Below are 17,794 nucleotides of genomic sequence, written 5' to 3' on the forward strand. Positions count from 1 at the left end.
GCCAATCTGGAGTTCCTGCTGCAAATTCAAGCCGCGGAAGGATCTGTTGCCGGAGTCGGCTGTCTGCGATTGCTGATATAAATCAAACCAAAGCCGACGACCACCATCAACAGCGAGCCTCCCAGCCAGGCGATGGGGAGATGCTTCTGATTTTCCAGGTTGAGTTCCAAACGGGAAAGCGATTCCTGATAACTGGCGATGGTGATTAATAGACCATTGTGAATCATGTGAAGCAAGATGCCGGGAATCACACTGCGAGAGATCACATTCACATAACCCAGACACAGGCCCATGAAGAAACTGGGAAAGAAGCGTTCGATAAACAGAGAATCGCGCACGATTACATGGAATAGCGCAAACAGAAACGACGAAGCCAGAATGGCTCCCGTCGATGAAAAGCGATTCAGGAATGCACTTAACAGATACCCTCGAAAAAACAGTTCTTCACACACCGCCGGTAATACTGCCAGCGAGACCAGCTTGACCCATAAAGGGATGGCTGAAAGCTCAAGTTTCATGGATTCGAATATTTTGGAAAGCGATTCGATCCGATGATCGGTGAGCGCCATAATTTCGATTTCATAAGCGAACGGCCAGAGTGTAAAGCCGAGTAAAATAGCAACCAGACAGGATAACACCTTCGGCCGAAACCAGCGGAACCCGGTTTTCAGTTTCACGCCTCCCAGCCAGGCAAACAAGAGTGGGATCATGAAAAACAGACAAAACGTGAGTGTTCCCGAAACCAGTAGGCGTTGTGAGAATGTAATGCCACTCAAACGCCCCACGAATGCCGCAGAGAGAATAAACACCGGAAACATGACGGCCAGACAGAGCATGGCATTGCTCAAAGCGGGTTCGAGATGTGTTTTTTTCGACCGCTTGAAAAAGTCAGACCAGGATGTTTCCGTTTGATACAAAATCGTATCGGTACCAAAAATCCGTGCAGCGAGACTCAGTGCAACCACCCCATAAAACAGGGTGGAAAACACGGACACAAAAAACAGGAGCGGCTGGGCATCGTGCAGCAGAAAATCGCGGCTGAGCAGCACAATATTCGCCAGTGGGACCACCGCCCAGACCAGCGTCATTTTTAAATCGGGGACCATTCCCAAGATGCCGGGTGCCATGGAAATCAACATCAACGGAATCAGATAGGCCTGGGCTTCCTTAAAACTGCGGGCAAAGCTGGTGATACACAGCAGGACTGCAGAAAAGAAGGCGGCAAAAATCACCAACAACAACAAGATTTCCAGCAAGATCAACAGCGTCATTCCCTCGCCGAACAGAACCGTTTCCAGTCCGTTCGCATAAGCGGTTGCCAGCATCGCCGTCATATTGACCAGCGCGGTCAGAATCGCCACCACGAGGACCGTAAAAAACTTGGCACTGAGAATCCACATCCGCGGGAGTGGGGCTGCAATCAATGTTTCCAGTGTGCCACGTTCCCGTTCGCCGGCAGTGAGATCGATGGCGGGGTAAACGGCGCCGGTCATCGTCATCAAGATTAAAATCAAGGGGACGATCGTCACCAGGGAATAGGCTTGTCCCATTTCTGATTTCACAGTCGAAACCGTGGTTTCAAAGGGAACGAGTTCGCTTTCTCCCATATTATTGAGCAATTGATCCCGATAATCCCAACGAACCGCCTGTAAACGTTCTTCTACATATTCCGCCGCACGCCGGCTGTGTGCCGATTGTGCGCCGTAAGTGATTTCAAATCGGCCGCTGGTCTGTTCCTGTAGCGAGTTTTTGTTCTTTGTTTCCAGAGGAGAGTAGCGTACGCCAACATCGACGGCCCCTTCGCTGATCAGCTTGTCAATACTCGAATTATCCCCGGCCTCGTCAGCAATCATAAACTTGATGACGGGCTTCACCTGCTGGAAGGCTGCCAGTGCGTTCTTCGTTGCGTTAGGTTCACCCGCCGATGCCGCAGCCTCTGCCGTCTTTGATTTCTCTTTCTCAGCAAGGATCTCTTCCCCCTGATTAAACAGGGCGCGAAACAACTGTGCTTCCGGATCATTGGAAAGCACAATGAGATATTCGATTTCACTTACCTGGGTCACCTGTGTCAGCAAAAACTTCTGCAGCATTAAGCCGAGTAGAGGATAGACGAGCAACGGCATTAAAATCAGAGTGATGACCGTCCGACGATCACGAAGTATTTCCCGCAGCTCTTTTTGCAGCAGTCCTGAAAACCGAAACGTGCGAGTGGGTGTGTAGATGCGGTCATCAGAATCCTGGTCATACGGGGACGTCATGAAATGAACTCCCCTTGCGCATTGGGAATCGGCCGAGCAGATTCAACCGGTGCATCGAGCAGCTGCAGGAAGATTTGTGTCAATGTTTGGCAGGACGTGCACTGCTGTAATTCAGCCAAGGTCCCTTCGTAACATTTTTTGCCTTTGTATAGCAATCCAAACCGGTCACAGAGTTGCTCTGCTTCATCCAGTCGATGAGTGCAGACAATCACAGCTTTGCCTTCATCGCGTAACAGATCGATGTAATCAAAAATCACCTTACTGCCTACGACATCCAGACCGCGCGTCGGTTCATCCATCAGCATCACGGGGGGATCGTGAATTAATGATCGTGCCAGATTGACGCGTTGTTTTTGTCCGGTACTTAAGGTGGCGGAACGACGATCCAGGAAAGGATCAATGCCAAACAAACGAGACAGCTTTTCGATCCGGTCTTCCGCCTGGACGCGGGGAACGCCATACACGTCGGCAAAGAAGGAGAGAATTTCGCGCGGCGTTAGCCATTGATAGAGGCCCGCACTGGTCGAGACCAGACCAACCCGCCGTTTGATTTCATCGGGGTGGCTTGAGACCAGAAAACCTTCGACTTCCGCATCGCCACTAGTTGGTTTCAACAGTCCGAGAACCATGCGGAGCGTCGTGGTTTTACCGGCACCGTTGGGCCCCAGCAAACCATAGACTTCCCCTTGTTGCACTTCGAACGAGACATGATCGACGGCCAGAACATCCTGATTTCCGGCTTCGAATATCCGCGTGAGATCTTTAACAAGAATCATGCTGGCCCGCCCCTTGTTCTCATCTGACACGTGAAGCGCAACCTATGCGTCCTGTCTTTTCAATGAATGCCACCATTCTTGATAAAACAGGTGTCGTCACGACAATAAAATAGATTTGAAGGATTTGCCTGCTTCAAATACGTTGATATCACGAGAAATGTGATTAGAAATGCTGGCGCATACTCAACGTGTCCTCGAACCAGACCATTCTAGCAAACTCAAGGTCAGTCTGTCACGTACTAAAAATGCCCCCTCTCAATAATCGGCAAAGAATCAGGATAAAATCTTCTTGAATCGTTTGAACATTTTTGTATCAGGTCCTCATTTTTCCAGGAGTGAAAGAAGGCTGCTGAATCGCCTTGCACCGGGTCGCCACCTCGACCACAATAAAGTAGCATTACTAAACTCCGACTTTCAAAATCTACGCTCGTTCCGAACTCGAAAAGGTCATACGATGAGCCTACCGATTCCCCGCTACTGGTTTAACTGCATTCTGATGCTGTGCCTGATCACTAATTTTGCTGCTGCTGAAGATGACTGGCGTGTCTGGCGAGGTCCAAATGCGAATAACATCGCAGCCGACGGCGAAACACCTCCCGTCAAATGGAGCGAATCGCAAAAAATCCGCTGGAAGGCCCCTCTGTCCGGCCGGGGACATAGCTCGCCGATTGTAGTGAATGACCGTGTTCTGATTTCCACTGCAGATGAACAGAAACAAATTCAATCGGTAATCTGCTTTGATCGTGCGACGGGGCAGCAGCTCTGGAAAACCGATGTCAGTCAAGGTGATTTTGCTCCGAAAATTCACCAGAAGAATACGCATGCCTCGCCAACACTGGCTTCGAATGGAGAAACCATTTTCGCTGTTTTTCCACAGTTCGATCAGATTCAGTTAACAGCGCTGGATCTGAATGGGAAACAGCGGTGGCAGATTAAAGCCGGCGGTTATCTGCCACTCGCGTATCAGTTTGGCTACGCCCCCTCTCCCCTGCTGTTCGAGGGGAACGTGATCGTCACTTCAGAATACGAGAAGAATGGTTTTATCGCCGCCTTTGATCAACAAACGGGGCGCGAAGTCTGGCGAACGAAACGGCCGGAGAAGATGAACTTCTCCACTCCGATTGTGGCGCGGATCGCAGGCCGCGACCAGTTGCTGCTTAGTGGCAATGCCAAAGTGGCCAGCTTTGATCCGAAGACCGGCCGCGACCTCTGGTCAGCTCCGGCGATGTGGATCGTCAGTTGCGGGACGATGGTCTGGGATAAGGATCTGGTCTTCACCAGTGGCGGATTTCCCTTAAAAGGGACAATGGCCGTCAAAGCCGATGGTTCTGGAAAAGTCGTCTGGACGAATCGGGTGAAATGTTATGAGCAATCGATGCTGGCCTTTCAGGGTTTTCTCTACGCGGTCGACGATAACGGCATCGCGTATTGCTGGAATGCCCAGACGGGAAAAGAGCAGTGGAAAAGCCGTCTGGGCGGGAAAGTCTCTTCTTCGCCGATTCTGGCTAACGGTAACATCTATCTGACCAATGAGCAGGGAAAAACGTTCGTCTTCAAAGCGAATCCTGAAAAATTCGAACTGCTGGCAGAAAACCAACTCGGCGACGAAGGCTTCGCGACACCGGCCATCTGCGGTGATCAAATTTTTCATCGCGCCGCCAATCGCGCGTCCGGTAAGCGTCAGGAATTTCTGTACTGCATTGGAGAGTGAGCATCGCATTATTCTTGTGAGTATCACTGTCAGAATGATCTGATAATAATCATGAAACCAAGACTGTACGCTGACTTCAATAAACTGGATCAAAACAGAAGCGCCATTCTGACCTGCCTGGGAACTAAGAAAGATCTGCAAGAACTGCAGTTGAAGTTAGCTCCCGGGCTGGAAGTGGTGCTGTATATGCCGGACGACGTCGATGAAACGGGGACACCAGATTGCCTGGAAGTCGAAGCCGTGATTGAGTATGACCGCGTTCACGATGAATGGATCGGCGTGTTTGAATGGGACGAGTTGTGCTATCGCTCTGAAAAAAAGAACTCCTCAGAATGAAGTACACAGAAGCCGATATCATACCTCTCGAAGATCCTCTTGAATTCATCCGCTCGCACCAGGAGATGTTTCTCCCTTTCGGGAATCTGAGGGCCAGCAGTATTGTGGCGATTTTGGTAGATGAGGCACTGTCGTTAACGGGAGCAAAAGCCTCTGCCTTCAGAGTGAATGACTGGTGGGTTGTTTCATGTGAAGCAGACTGGCTTCTGCGATCTGCTGAACAGACTATTGATACACTCTTTCAGCAGATAACGGCTTGCCCTCAACTGGGCGTCAATTCCCATTACTTTGAAGTCGTTCTCCATGCCTTTGCGGATGACCTGATCACATTGACGACACAAGAGAGTGAACGACTTCTAATCAAAGGCAACGCACCTGCACTAGAAGAAATCGAGGCCGCAAAGGAACTCGCCACAGGCTGGAAACGAATGACCCTCTTCCGATATCATGCACCTGACTCGTAAAGACCATAAATAAGAATGGCATCAGTTCTGCCTCAAACCCCACCCAGGCCCCTAAGTATTAATTTCATTCAATCTTACGAAAACGTATCATATGCCTCAGCAAACTGAATTTGACCTTATCCTTGTGGGACAAGGACTGGCGGGAACGGCGCTGGGTTGGACGTTGCTGCAGCGTGGATATCGGGTGCTGTTGATTGACCGTTGTGAACCGACAACGTCTTCACAAATCGCGGCGGGACTGATCACCCCCATCACCGGTATGCGGCTGGTTGTTTCGTGGCGACTTGATGAATTCCTGCCGTTCGCGACCGAATTTTATCGTCGCATTGAACAAGAAACGGACGCATCCTTTTTTGAACTGAAGCCGATGCTGCGGCTGTTTTCTTCCGAACAGGAGCAGGAACAATATCGACAACGTTCGCAGACTCACTTCCCGGAGCTGATTTCGGTACCGCAGCCTCTGGCCGATGAGAGTGCGTTTGAGATGAGTCGGGGAGGCTTTGAAATGACGCAGGGCGGTCAACTGGATGTGCCGACCTATCTCAGTCTCTCCCGCACGCACTTTTTAAAACAGGATTGTTTTCTGGAAGCAAACATCGATCCGGCCAGCGATCTTGTGTTTGAATCAGACTGTGTGATACTGCCGCGCTGGAAGGTTGCTACTGACAGAATCATTTTCTGTGAAGGTATCCACGGCCAACAGAATCCCTGGTTTAAATCAGTGCCCTTTGAAGGAGCGAAAGGAGAAATCCTCACCTTGAAAATACCGGGACTGAATGAGAGACGCGTGGTGCATCGGGGAGTCTGGCTGGCACATTGGAAAGAGGATCTGTATCGTGCCGGTTCAACCTATGATCGCGAACATCTTGACTGTGAACCGACGGCCGCTGGCCGCGAGGAAATCTGTGCGCGACTTGCTGAATATCTCAAGCTGCCGTTTGAAGTCGTTGACCATCGTGCGGCAGTCCGGCCGGTGATTCGGGGCCGCTTACCAATTATGGGTTTGCATCCCACCGAACCTCGCGTCGGATTTTTTAACGGCTTCGCTTCGAAGGGGAGCCTGCAGACTCCATGGATGGCCGATTATTTCGTAAACGTTCTGGAAGGCAAACAGACGATGGATAAACAACTGGACCTCAGCCGAAAACTAGATCTCTCCTAATGACACGCTTAACCGACCAAGCCCATGAACTGATTGCCGCGGTGTTACAGCCGGGAGAAACCGCCATCGATGCGACAGCGGGAAATGGCCACGATACGTTGTTTCTGTGTCAGACCGTTGGTCAAACGGGCAAGGTTTTTGCGCTCGACATTCAACAGGCGGCTCTGGATCAGGCAGCCGAGTTACTACAACAGGCTGGAATTTCCAACGGTGAATTGATTTGTTGCGACCATAGTTCGCTCGGGAATATCATTCCGGAAACGTACCTGGAACGCATTGGCACGATTATGTTCAATCTGGGATATCTGCCGGGAGGGGATCATTGTCAAATCACAAAAACGGATTCGACTCTGGCTGCGATTGAAGCGGCATTGCTGCTGTTACGTCCGGGCGGCATTCTGACAGTGCTGGCGTATCCCGGTCATCCGGGTGGTGATTCAGAATCACAGGCAGTGGCAGAACGATTCAGCCAACTGGAAACGAGTGGCTATGAATCCGAGGTAATTCATGCGCGATCAGAATCAACAAGCGCACCGCGGCTGTTTGTGGTTAAAAAGCGCGGGCGTGTGTAGCGGACACTTATTCTTCTTTGGAAGCGTCTTCTTCAAACCCATCTTCTGCAGTTTCTGTAGATTCGCGTATCTCTTTTAGAATCTGGCGGGCGCGATCCACGTCGGTCGACATGACATCGACTTTGACTTCAAAGACACCGGTAAGACCTGCCTGAAGTTCATTTTCGAGCATGCAGCGAATTCCTTCCCCTTCCAGCGTCAGCTTAATAAATTCCGCTTCCATCACGTTTGTGGTAGAGTACACTGTTTCCAGGCTTTCGCTCATCGATATTTTCCTTAAGACAAACCGTCCATGTTATCACGTTGGATACATGGAGCGCTCAACAGTCAGTCACAATTCCGTTTTGCATCTGTTCAAGCTAACCGGAAACCGTATTTTCTTCAATACTGTTTTCCGTTCTTGCCGTCTGATCCCTTACAAAGAGACAGAGTCTCATTTCATCCTTGTAAACCAGTATAGCCCGGCGATACTCTGTAGGACGGCGCCATTCCATATTTTCCCACAGAATTTTCCCACAGAAAAAAGGGACGTTATGAAATCCCATTCCTTATCCGCTATAAACTGGGCAAAACGTGTGCTCCTGACGCTCGCTTTCTCCCTGATTCTCACTCCCGGTTTACTGCCGGCCGAGCAGCCGGATCGAAAGCCAGTAGTCCTAACGGAGCGTGCCCGCAAGCTGCATCAAGAATGCCTGGTGATTGACGGACACAATGATCTTCCCTGGGCAATGCGACAAAAGGCGGCTTCTTCATTCAAACAGGCCGACATTTCACAGCCTCAGCCAAAGTTTCATACGGACATCCCCCGACTCAGAAAAGGAAATGTGGGGGCCCAGTTCTGGTCTGCTTATGTTCCCTCTGAAACGCGTCTCGAACGCCGTGCCGCCCATAATACGCTGGAGCAGATTGACCTGATTCATCGGATGATCAAGCGTTATCCTGAAACATTTGAAATGGCGTCGACCGCAGATGATATTGAGCGAATTCACAAGTCGGGAAAAATCGCCTCAATGATCGGCGTCGAAGGCGGGCATTCAATTGAAAATTCGCTATCCCTGCTACGCGTGTTTTATGGACTCGGCGTTCGTTACATGACGCTGACGCATTCCGACTCGCTCGACTGGGCCGACTCGGCGACAGATGACGCAAAAAACAAAGGGCTCTCCCCCTTTGGTGAAGAAGTCGTGCTCACAATGAACCGGCTGGGGATGCTGGTTGACATTTCGCACGTTTCGCCGGAAACGATGGATGACGTGCTCCGTGTGAGCAAAGCACCGATTATTGCCTCGCATTCTTCGGCGCGGGCGATCGCCGATCACGCCCGGAATGTTCCCGATGACATTCTGCTCAAAATCAAACAGAACGGCGGCGTGGTAATGGTAAATTACTTCTCTGGTTTTGTGGTTCCCGAATCAGCCCGCCAAATGACTGAGATGTTTAATGTACGCCGTGAACTGAAACAGAAATATCCAAAAGAATCAGAATTCAACCGGGAATACAATCGCTGGAAAAGCAGTCACAAAATGAAACCGGGAACGATTCATGATGTCGTCGATCATATTGACCATATCGCGAAAGTGGCAGGCGTGGAACATGTGGGAATCGGCTCAGATTTCGACGGCGTTTCCTCACTCCCGAAGCAACTGGAAGACGTCGCAACCTACCCGCTGATTACCCAGGCATTATTAGACCGAGGATACACGGATCAGCAGATCAAACAGATCATGGGACAAAACCTGATGCGTGTGCTACGAGAAGCAGAAAAGGTTGCCAAACAGCTCCAGCAGCAGCCAGCGGAATAACGGAAGACTCATTTCCCAGAAAACGGATTCGCACTACTGTGGAATTTTCATCTGCGTGCCGGCGATGGTATCGGGTAATATCCACGAGCCAACTTGATCAGCGAGCGTGCGTCTGATCGTTTTCTTCTTTCAATGGGAACCGTCAATAGGAACCGTTTTCATGAAACAAATCTCTGTGGATCTACGTCTTCGTTCTGCTGAAGTTTCTGAGTTCGTCAGTCAGAAACAGAATCGTACAGATCAGCGAGAAGAGGTCAAGCTGCGATCCGGATGTGATAACCTATCATCCCCCATTGATGTCCTTGCGATACTCTTTGATTGCGGAATGAAGTCGTTTGAAGCGTCACGAAAATCATCTGCCCAAAGTGAAGCATTGAGAGCAGATCTGTCAAAACCCGTTTCAAACAAGGGCTTTATGCTGGTGTTGATTTTGTTAGGGTGCCGATGCATGTACTATGTTTTGAGTTTCACTCGCGTGCCCGACGCAAGCTCAGCATGTTACGAGTCGGCACGGGAGCGTCAAGGCGTAAAAAACGCCCTGTTTCCAGGGCATTTATGTGAGTTTCAATATTTCTGAATGGGTCAACCAATTTTGATAGCGACCCGAATTACGACATCCGCAATCGGACCAGTGCAAAACCGGAGTTAATTCGATTCACGTGCTGCAGTCGCTGGTTTCGGAGCCACTAATTCCGGTTGCGCTGCTGCCGGTGGTGCCGGTAATTTTTGCTGCAACTCCTGAACTTTCTGCTGCTGCAACTCTTTGAGATACTCCTGCAGCAATTGAAACGTCTGTTGAAATTCCGGACGATTGGTCACCATATGGTATTTTGAATCAAGCTGTATCTGCTGATAATTCTTGATCACAGTTTCCAGTTCCACGATTGAAGTATTCGAAGACATACTTTCGGGCAGTTCCAGATAATCTTTCCAGACATCATTCACAATTTGATTGAGTTCCTGATGCGAACCCAGCAATTCATTCTTTAATTCGTCTTGATTCAGTTCCTGCTGGGCCAGTCTGGCGGTCTCCTGATCCACTCGTAACATGTCCCAGATTTCAGAAACGCCGTCACTGAAGTAGATAATGACCGTTGATTTATCTCTGGTCAAACTATCCAGTCCGGTTTCCATCGTGATGGGATCTTCTTCGCCAATTTTCCAGGCGACGCGCTGCTTTGCTTCATCAATTGCGCCCTGGAGCGGCAATGTAATATTGCCCTCTTTTTTGAAATAGGTACCCGCGATCGCACCATTTTTTCCGACCGCCAATTGGACCGTCACATCGACGTCTTTGGTTCCCTGTGGAACAATGGCGAACACGCCTGCGGGCATCCACTCAGCCGCATCTTCCGGCGGAGGAACACTGTCAGCAATTTGATCTGCCTGTGATTCATAGACCGTTACGGGAGCGACTTGATCGCCGTTGTTATAGATATACCCATCACTGACCGAATAGTTATAGACGACGGGAGCCAGACTGTTATATCCAATCCAGGCACTGACTCCGCCGAACGTAGTCCAGACCCAGGGACGATATGCATATCTGCGATAATGATAACGGGGATAGTAGCCATAGCGTCTGTAACCGGAGGAACCATAGCCTAATCCAAATCCGTAGTTTGATCGATAACCTGACCAGTAGCCGGGTCGATAATGGTAAGACCTGTTGTTCGCATAACCGGGCCTGTTCAATCCCCCCCTCCGATTTCCTCCCGATTTCAAACCGGGACTCCGATGGGCGTGATGGTTTCCTCTTGAACTCAATCCTGAGCTTCTACCAACGTTCTGGTTTCCAGTCCCGTTTCGGCTTCCCCTCGGACTCAGACCTGAGCTTCTACCAACGTTCTGGTTTCCAGTCCCGTTTCGGCTTCCTCTCGGACTCAGACCTGAGCTTCTACCAACGTTCTGGTTTCCAGTCCCGTTTCGGCTTCCTCTCGGACTCAGACCTGAGCTTCGACCAACGTTCTGATTTCCAGTCCCGTTTCGGCTTCCTCTCGGGCTCAGGCCTGGACTTCTACCACTGTTCCTGGAACCTGAATTTAAGTTTGAGAAGCTGGATCGGGATCGGCTGCTGCTTCCAGGACGTAATCCCGGATTGCCGATACTGTTTCGCTGTCGTGATGAATTCGAATTTCTGGAAGATCCCGTCTGGTTGCTTCTGGTCTGGTTGCTTCTGGTCTGGTTGCTTCTGGTCTGGTTGCTTCTGGATGAGTTAGTCGAATTCCCCGGCCGCATAGCTGATCTTGTACTTCGGCTCGAAGACGATCTGACCGATCGTGACGGGCTTACCGACCGTGAAGGGGAACTCCTCCGTGCTGAAGAACTACTGCGTGAGGACGACTGTCCTCTGGATGGAGTAGAGCGAGAGTTCCCGCCCGAGCGCCCACTACTGCGAGACGTACTACGCCCCGCGGACCTTCCACTATGATGTCCACCGCCACCGCGCGACATACCGCCGCGACTTCCGCCGCCGCCGCTGCGTTGTCCACCACCGCGCTGTGCAAAACAATCAAGCTCGCAGACAAATATTACCGAGAGCAATGCTAAAAATGTAATCGTAAACTGTCTCATTTTCCTCACCTGTTCGATCAGAGAGAGAGAATGACTGATCGACCTGATTCGCGTCTGTCACGAGAGGGAAAAGACTGATTTCACCTGCTCGGCATCCGCTTTAATAATTGTTGTCAACAATTCTGTTTTGAGAGGCCCAAAAGAAAATTGTCATGAATCATAACGGTTGCTCTGCAAAAGCAGATCAGTTGCTGCCGAGAACTGAAGCACTTCGCAATTTGAATCTGACCAGCAAACAGACACTCCCCATGTCTTATACATTCAGAATGACACGAGACTCATTGAGCGGATTTCGTATCAAAGCTTTCAGACACGGGACCTCTTTTAAATCCCAGTGCTGAAAACCATCTTGGGGCGTATTTGCCTACAGGAGCAGCATCAACTTGCGAGACTCCGTCAATCAACAATCAACCTTGTGGGGCAAGGTGAACCGCACTGGCATTACCGGACGGTTGTGTTTGAGTTTCATTAGTAACGACGTTGGAGGCGAAAGAACATAACAAACAGCATAAGAAACACACTATGTTTCTTACTGTTGCTCTCGAGAGCAGACGCCGTTCCTAACAGTATCTGTATCGTAGTTGCATTCGTGGGGAACGTCCTGATGAGTTGTTGAACGATCCTTGTCCTGCTTACGTATTCACGATATGTAGTAAAATTGAAAAAGTCAACGTGAAGTAAGCCAGCCGTCCCCTTTAGTGAAATAGATCCGAGCTCGAACAGGTTCACAAATCTCTTTATTCATAGGTATAATCTCCTGATTTGGCGGAGAAATCATAAGTTGGGGAAAATGAATTTTTTCATCAGACACCTGTCATATCAAGTCTCTGAAAGTTTCAAGGAACCCTTATTTTTGATAATCGAAAAACGGACTGCCGATCGATTTTCACTTAAAATGCGAGTAACCTCGATCGAACTCTGTTGAATCCATCCTTAGTCTCTACTACAGCCTTCAAGCTCGATCATTGACGGTTTCTACGACTAAATCTTGACAGGTACCAATAAAAAACGCCCTGTTTCCAGGGCATTTTTGTGAGCTTCAAGATTTTGGCACAGGTCAACCTGTGTTAACTTTTTATGATGTCGCAGCCGCTGGTGGCGGTGCCGGCATTTCAGGTTGCTGCTCCAGATCTTTGAGATAATCATTGAGCAATTGATAGGTCTTCTGAAATTCAGGACGTTTTGTCAGAACCTGATATTTGGAATTAGTCTGAATTTGCTGATAGTGCTTAATCACGGTTTCCAATTCGGTTTTCGTGGGAACAGCCGTTTCAGAATACATACTGTCGGGCAATGCCAGATAGTCTTTCCAGGCATCATCCAAATTACTTTCTAGTTCCTGATAGGAGGTGACTAACTGGCTCTTCAGATCTTCGTTGTGAATTTCCTGCTGTGCCAGCTTGGCGGTTTCCTCATCAATGCGCTGCATATTCCAGGTTTCCGAAACACCTTCACTGAAATAGATAATCACTTTGGATTGATCTTTGGTGAGACTATCTAGCCCGGTTTCCATCGTGATGGCATCTTCTTCGCCGACTTTCCAGGCGACGCGCTGATTCTTTTCATCAACGGCCCCCTTGAGCGACAGCGTGATGTCGCCGTCTTTCTTGTAGTAGGTTCCTGCGACGGCACCATTTTTCCCAACCGCCAGTTGCACCGTCACATCGACTTCTTCGGTGCCTTGTGGAAGGATCGCGAACACGCCGACAGACATCCATTCCGAGGCATCATCGGGTGGTGGTACACTCTCTGCGATTTGATCGGCTTGCGTTTCGTAATCACTCACGGAGGCGACTTGAACGCCGTCGTTGTAAACGTAGCCATCGTCAACGGTATAGTTATAAACGACAGGTGTCGCTGCGCTATAACCGATCCAGGCTGCGATGCCTCCATAGGTTGCCCAGGCCCAGGGCCGGTAACCATATCTGTGATAATGCTGGTATGGGTTGTATCGGTACCCGGGACGATGTCCGTGCCAGTATCCGGGTGGGTAGTAAGGTTTATTTCCATAGCCGGGCCGGTTTCCGGGTCGATTTCCTGGTGGTCTGTATCCAGGTGGCTTGCCACCGCCTGGTTTCAATCCTGGTTTCCCGCCGCCTGGTCGGTTTCCATTTCCAGGACGATTACCGTTCCCCGGTCGATTTCCAGGACCGTTGCCGGGACGATCACCTGGCTTGAGTCCTGGTTTTCCGCCACCGGGACGATTCCCGCTGCCGGGCCGGTTTCCACTACCCGGACGATTTCCGTTGCCGGGAGATAACCCCGGTTTACCTCCACCAGGCTTGGTTCCCGGTTTCGTTCCTGGTCTGTTTGATCCAGGCCGACTTCCGGGTCGGTTTCCACTTCCAGGTCGTAATCCGGGATTCCCCGAGCCGCTTCCTGGTCGTGTTGAAGGTCGTGAAGAACCGGGTTTACGATTTGAGAAATCGAGTGTTTTCCCCGGTTTTGATGCTGGTTTGGAAGGTCGCGCAGACGGTCTACTTGAAGAGGGCCGCTTGACAGATCGTGATGGTGTGCTCGGGCGACTCATGGACGGACTGCGTCTCGAACTCGAGGATGAACCTCGGGAGGGAGCCGGACGTGACGAACGTGATGCGCCACCACGGCTGCCGCCTCCGCGGGAAGCGCCACCTCCTCGTCCTCCACCGCCGCGTCCCCCTCTTTGGGCGAAACAATCGAGCTCGCAGATAAACATCATTGCGAGAAAAGTCATCGTTACTACAGTTATCTGTTTCATCAGTTCAGCCTGTTCAATCAAGAAAGAGGAGGCATGTCATCAATTGATTTATTTAGAGTCAAGTGCGGGAGGTAAGCGAATCACTTTCACTTGATCAATATCTGGTTCGTGTACGTTTCCGACAATTCTGTTTTGAGATTTCCAGAGAAAACGGTCTTCGTCGTTTTCGTCTAATGTGTATGTATTCGTCGCTGTCGCACGTGTGCCATCCTGGAGTACACCGACTTTCTTTACTACCCAGTGATTCCCCTGCCGCGACCAGTATCCTTCTGCCATTCCCCCGTCGGTATCGAAGGTCCAGCTTTTGATCTGTTTTCTGATCGGATCCCAGCCAACACGCTGTGTACCAGAGAGTAGAACCCGGCCTTTCAAATTGACTTTGAATTTTCGGAGAATGAAATTTTTATTCTTACTCCAGACGGCTGATGTATAAATGCTGGTGGAATCTTCCTGATCCACCCATTCACCAATCATCCATTCCAAAGGTTTTAAATGCTCATAATTCGAAGGGACTTCTTCTGCCGACTCACGTACGGAAGTCAGTAACCACTTTCCGTCTTTCTTGATGCGAATCGCAGAGAAACGTCCCATGACCGGTTTGCCTTCCGGTGCAGGGTCGACTTCTGAGGTACCGTCTATCAGCACGATATCAGGACGGAGAAAACGAATAGAATTCGCATGCACTTTAATTTTGCGTCCGTAACTGGAATGGAAGTAGTTCTCGAACTCGGCATGAATCGCATCACGGCCCACGTAATGTGTGCCGGTTTCATCGATGTAATCGCCGTCTTCATCCCACATTTCGGCGATGGCATTCGCATCACGATGGTTAAAGGCTTTCACAAACGCCTTATTCGCCACCTTGAGGGCAGACAGTTCAGAAGTTGAGTCGCTGGATACTTTAGAGACGGAGTCATCGGAAAAAATATCAGCGGCGACTGAGAGAGAGAGAATCAGCGCGAGACACACAGACAGCTTCATAACTTTGCTCCCCAAGACAGACATCCAATTTCAAAATGCCTGAACTGCAGATGAATAGGGTGGGAGCCTCCTTACAAAATTTGCGCGAACAATCATTGTCCGGTCTACCTAGTCAAGATAGGTCTGTATTTTGTATATGTCAACAAAAAGTAAGTAAGACGGTTAAATAAGACGGTTAAAATAGACAAACAACAGATGCCTGCCTTGTTTCTGTATCAATTCAGTCGGATCGGAACTATTTGATCTGAGGAGTCCTGAGCGGGAAACACCGATTCTCGGGTATTTGAATAAAATTTGAATTCTTCAGAATTCTATGGAATAAAGTAGTGAGATCGAGCCTCTTATTAGGCGATAGGGAGGTCTTGTTTGATTATCGAGAACAGGCCTGAAAACAGGGTTTCCTTCAAAAATGACTGAATCAAACCCGGTTTGTGAGATTCTCATACTTGCAAATCAGATATTCCATTGAGAAAACGGAGAACCGAGATGAAATTACTGTCGACACTTTTCACACTGTTGGGACTGACACTGTTTGCAACTGGTTGCACCAAGCCTACTGAGACACCAGCACCTGCTGAAACTCCCGCTGCCGAAACAACTGAAACACCAGCCGCTCCAGAAGAAGGCGGTGCCGCTAAACCTGAAGGTGAAGCTGCTAAGCCAGAAGAAGCTAAACCTGAAGCGAAGCCTGAAGAAGCAAAACCAGAAGCAAAGCCTGAAGCCAAACCAGAAGAAAAGAAACCATAATCAACGGTTTCTATCCACTTCTGTGTGATAAACAAAAAGCTCTCCTGATCATTCGGGAGAGCTTTTTTCATTTGGCTTCTTTAGAGAGCCTGCTTTTGCCATGCGGACGAGGCCCATTTCAATTGGAGTGATTCTCTGAGAGAATGCGAGCAGCCGCCAGCGTATTTTTCAAGAGCATGGCAATCGTCATCGGCCCCACTCCGCCGGGAACCGGTGTAATCGCTGAAGCAACCTCTTTCACAGAATCAAACGCGACGTCTCCCACCAGCTTGCCCTCAACGCGATTGATGCCGACATCAATTACAATCGCTCCGGGCTTGACCATGTCAGCAGTGACAAATTCCGGCTGGCCGATGGCGGCAATAATAATATCTGCCGAGCGTACGATCTCTTTCAGATTCTGAGTACGACTGTGACAGATGGTGACGGTAGCATCCGCGCCGACGCCGCGCTGAATCAGCAGCATGGCCATTGGTTTTCCCACAATCTCGCTGCGTCCTAAAATAACCGCATGCTTTCCCGCTGTCTCCATCTTGGTAGAGAGAATCATCTGCTGAATCCCATAGGGAGTACAAGGCAGATAACGGGGACGGCCCTGAACAATCAAGCCGACGTTTTCGGGATGAAAGGCATCGACATCTTTCAATGGATTCACGATGTCCAGAATCGCCGTTTCGTTGATATGCTTCGGCAAAGGAAGCTGAACCAGGATGCCATGCACGCCCGGGTCGGCGTTCAATTCCTGCACCAGCTCAATCAATGCGGCTTCAGTCGTCTCGGCGGGCAACCGCTTCAGGGTACTTTGGATGCCTGCTTTTTCACAAGCACGCTCTTTATTGCGAACATAAACAGCACTTGCCGGATCGTCGCCGACCAGAACCGCCGTCAAATGCGGGACAATCTGCGATTCCGCTTTGAGTTGCGCCACTTCCTGAGCGATCTGTTCACGAAACGAAGCGGAGAGGGCTTTGCCATCAATAATATCTGCGGACACGCTGTCAATTCCTTGAAAAAAACTTCCGAGATTGTCAGTTCGCCCACAACATAACGCATCAGCCGAAAATCTAAAACCACCCCAATAGAATTAATGTGAGGTAAAGGCAAATCGCGGCCATCACAGCAGCTACATAGTCGTCCGACATAATTCCCCAGCCTCCATGAATCCGATCAAAATATCGAACCGGCCACGGTTTCCAGATGTCAAACAGACGGAACCAGAGAAACCCAATCACCGAATACCAAAAAAACCGCAGATCGAGGGGCAAGTAAAAGACGGGCAGCAATACAACGGTAAATGCACCAATTTCGTCGAAAACGATACAGCCGGGGTCGTCCCGCCCGATAATTTGGGAGCCCCGATCACAAAGGTAAACGCCCACCAGAAACAGCACTGCAGAGACCAGAAGATAAACGGGCAAAGAAAGATTGAGCCACAGCATCCCCAAAACCAGCGGGGGCCCTAACAGGCTGCCGAATGTGCCGGGCGCCTTGGGAATCAGGCCGATTCCCAGCCCGGTAGCGAACAGCAGAATGGATTGCTTTTTGATGTTTCTCATTAATGATAAATATTCGATCAGCAAATTCTCTGCTGTGCAGGACAGGAAAAAGTCACTATTCAAGATAATCGAAGTCGTTTATACTCTACCTGGAAGCGATTTTCCCGGGTACAAATGA

General features: G+C 49.8%; 16 protein-coding genes. 7 read left to right on the forward strand and 9 right to left on the reverse strand.

All coding sequences use genetic code 11. The annotated features are described in order from the left end of the window. Window positions 1-26: 26 nt before the first annotated feature. Together AAC022_RS17325 and AAC022_RS17330 are read right to left on the reverse strand one after the other, a co-directional pair. On the reverse strand, window positions 27-2,258 hold the full coding sequence (locus AAC022_RS17325) for an ABC transporter permease subunit/CPBP intramembrane protease (RefSeq protein WP_339733074.1): 2,232 nt from the start codon (window positions 2,256-2,258) through the stop codon (window positions 27-29). Further along, window positions 2,255-3,034, reverse strand: a complete 780-nt coding sequence (locus AAC022_RS17330) for an ATP-binding cassette domain-containing protein (protein ID WP_339733075.1) — start codon at window positions 3,032-3,034, stop codon at window positions 2,255-2,257. The genes AAC022_RS17325 and AAC022_RS17330 overlap by 4 nt, the downstream gene beginning before the upstream one ends. A gap of 454 nt (window positions 3,035-3,488) precedes the next feature. On the opposite strand from AAC022_RS17330, the gene AAC022_RS17335 reads away from it, so the two are divergent. The 5 genes from AAC022_RS17335 (at window position 3,489) to AAC022_RS17355 (ending at window position 7,279) form a co-directional block, all read left to right on the forward strand. Continuing rightward, window positions 3,489-4,745 (forward strand): PQQ-binding-like beta-propeller repeat protein, encoded by a 1,257-nt coding sequence (locus tag AAC022_RS17335; protein ID WP_339733077.1) that lies wholly within the window; start codon window positions 3,489-3,491, stop codon window positions 4,743-4,745. A 51-nt stretch (window positions 4,746-4,796) separates the two neighbouring features. Beyond that, a complete protein-coding gene (locus AAC022_RS17340; RefSeq protein ID WP_339733079.1) occupies window positions 4,797-5,081 on the forward strand; it encodes a hypothetical protein in 285 nt (94 codons plus the stop codon). Next, window positions 5,078-5,545, forward strand: a complete 468-nt coding sequence (locus AAC022_RS17345) for a hypothetical protein (protein ID WP_339733080.1) — start codon at window positions 5,078-5,080, stop codon at window positions 5,543-5,545. The genes AAC022_RS17340 and AAC022_RS17345 overlap by 4 nt, the downstream gene beginning before the upstream one ends. A gap of 91 nt (window positions 5,546-5,636) precedes the next feature. Beyond that, window positions 5,637-6,707, forward strand: coding sequence for an FAD-dependent oxidoreductase (locus tag AAC022_RS17350; protein ID WP_339733081.1), 1,071 nt, complete (start codon window positions 5,637-5,639; stop codon window positions 6,705-6,707). Then, window positions 6,707-7,279 carry a class I SAM-dependent methyltransferase gene (locus tag AAC022_RS17355; protein ID WP_339733082.1) on the forward strand — a complete coding sequence of 191 codons (573 nt, stop codon included), beginning with the start codon at window positions 6,707-6,709 and terminating at the stop codon, window positions 7,277-7,279. The genes AAC022_RS17350 and AAC022_RS17355 overlap by 1 nt, the downstream gene beginning before the upstream one ends. A gap of 7 nt (window positions 7,280-7,286) precedes the next feature. Here AAC022_RS17355 and AAC022_RS17360 read toward each other — a convergent pair whose 3' ends face one another. Continuing rightward, window positions 7,287-7,544, reverse strand: coding sequence for a DUF2007 domain-containing protein (locus AAC022_RS17360; RefSeq protein ID WP_339733083.1), 258 nt, complete (start codon window positions 7,542-7,544; stop codon window positions 7,287-7,289). Window positions 7,545-7,812: 268 nt separating this feature from the next. Here AAC022_RS17360 and AAC022_RS17365 point away from each other — a divergent pair, with 268 nt between their 5' ends. Beyond that, on the forward strand, window positions 7,813-9,081 hold the full coding sequence (locus AAC022_RS17365) for a dipeptidase (RefSeq protein WP_339733084.1): 1,269 nt from the start codon (window positions 7,813-7,815) through the stop codon (window positions 9,079-9,081). 645 nt (window positions 9,082-9,726) lie between these two features. Here the strand turns inward: AAC022_RS17365 and AAC022_RS17370 are convergent. Continuing rightward, window positions 9,727-10,848, reverse strand: a complete 1,122-nt coding sequence (locus tag AAC022_RS17370; protein ID WP_339733085.1) for a hypothetical protein — start codon at window positions 10,846-10,848, stop codon at window positions 9,727-9,729. A gap of 331 nt (window positions 10,849-11,179) precedes the next feature. Here AAC022_RS17370 and AAC022_RS17375 point away from each other — a divergent pair, with 331 nt between their 5' ends. Then, window positions 11,180-11,512: a hypothetical protein gene (locus AAC022_RS17375; RefSeq protein WP_339733086.1), complete on the forward strand. Its 333-nt coding sequence runs from the start codon at window positions 11,180-11,182 to the stop codon at window positions 11,510-11,512. Between the two features lie 1,218 nt (window positions 11,513-12,730). Here AAC022_RS17375 and AAC022_RS17380 read toward each other — a convergent pair. From AAC022_RS17380 to AAC022_RS17400, 5 genes are all read right to left on the reverse strand, one after another. After that, entirely contained in the window at window positions 12,731-14,392 is a 1,662-nt protein-coding gene (locus tag AAC022_RS17380; RefSeq protein WP_339733088.1) for a hypothetical protein, read from the reverse strand. A gap of 48 nt (window positions 14,393-14,440) precedes the next feature. Beyond that, complete coding sequence (locus AAC022_RS17385) at window positions 14,441-15,373, reverse strand: SgcJ/EcaC family oxidoreductase (protein ID WP_339733090.1); 933 nt, start codon at window positions 15,371-15,373, stop codon at window positions 14,441-14,443. Between the two features lie 440 nt (window positions 15,374-15,813). Continuing rightward, window positions 15,814-16,191 (reverse strand): hypothetical protein, encoded by a 378-nt coding sequence (locus AAC022_RS17390; protein WP_339733092.1) that lies wholly within the window; start codon window positions 16,189-16,191, stop codon window positions 15,814-15,816. Window positions 16,192-16,238: 47 nt separating this feature from the next. Continuing rightward, window positions 16,239-17,114, reverse strand: a complete 876-nt coding sequence (gene folD, locus AAC022_RS17395; protein ID WP_339733094.1) for a bifunctional methylenetetrahydrofolate dehydrogenase/methenyltetrahydrofolate cyclohydrolase FolD — start codon at window positions 17,112-17,114, stop codon at window positions 16,239-16,241. A gap of 70 nt (window positions 17,115-17,184) precedes the next feature. Next, on the reverse strand, window positions 17,185-17,676 hold the full coding sequence (locus tag AAC022_RS17400; RefSeq protein WP_339733096.1) for a phosphatidylglycerophosphatase A: 492 nt from the start codon (window positions 17,674-17,676) through the stop codon (window positions 17,185-17,187). Window positions 17,677-17,794 lie beyond the last annotated feature (118 nt).

The sequence above is a fragment of the uncultured Gimesia sp. genome, assembly GCF_963976445.1.
In the GTDB taxonomy this organism is placed as follows: Bacteria; Planctomycetota; Planctomycetia; order Planctomycetales; family Planctomycetaceae; genus Gimesia.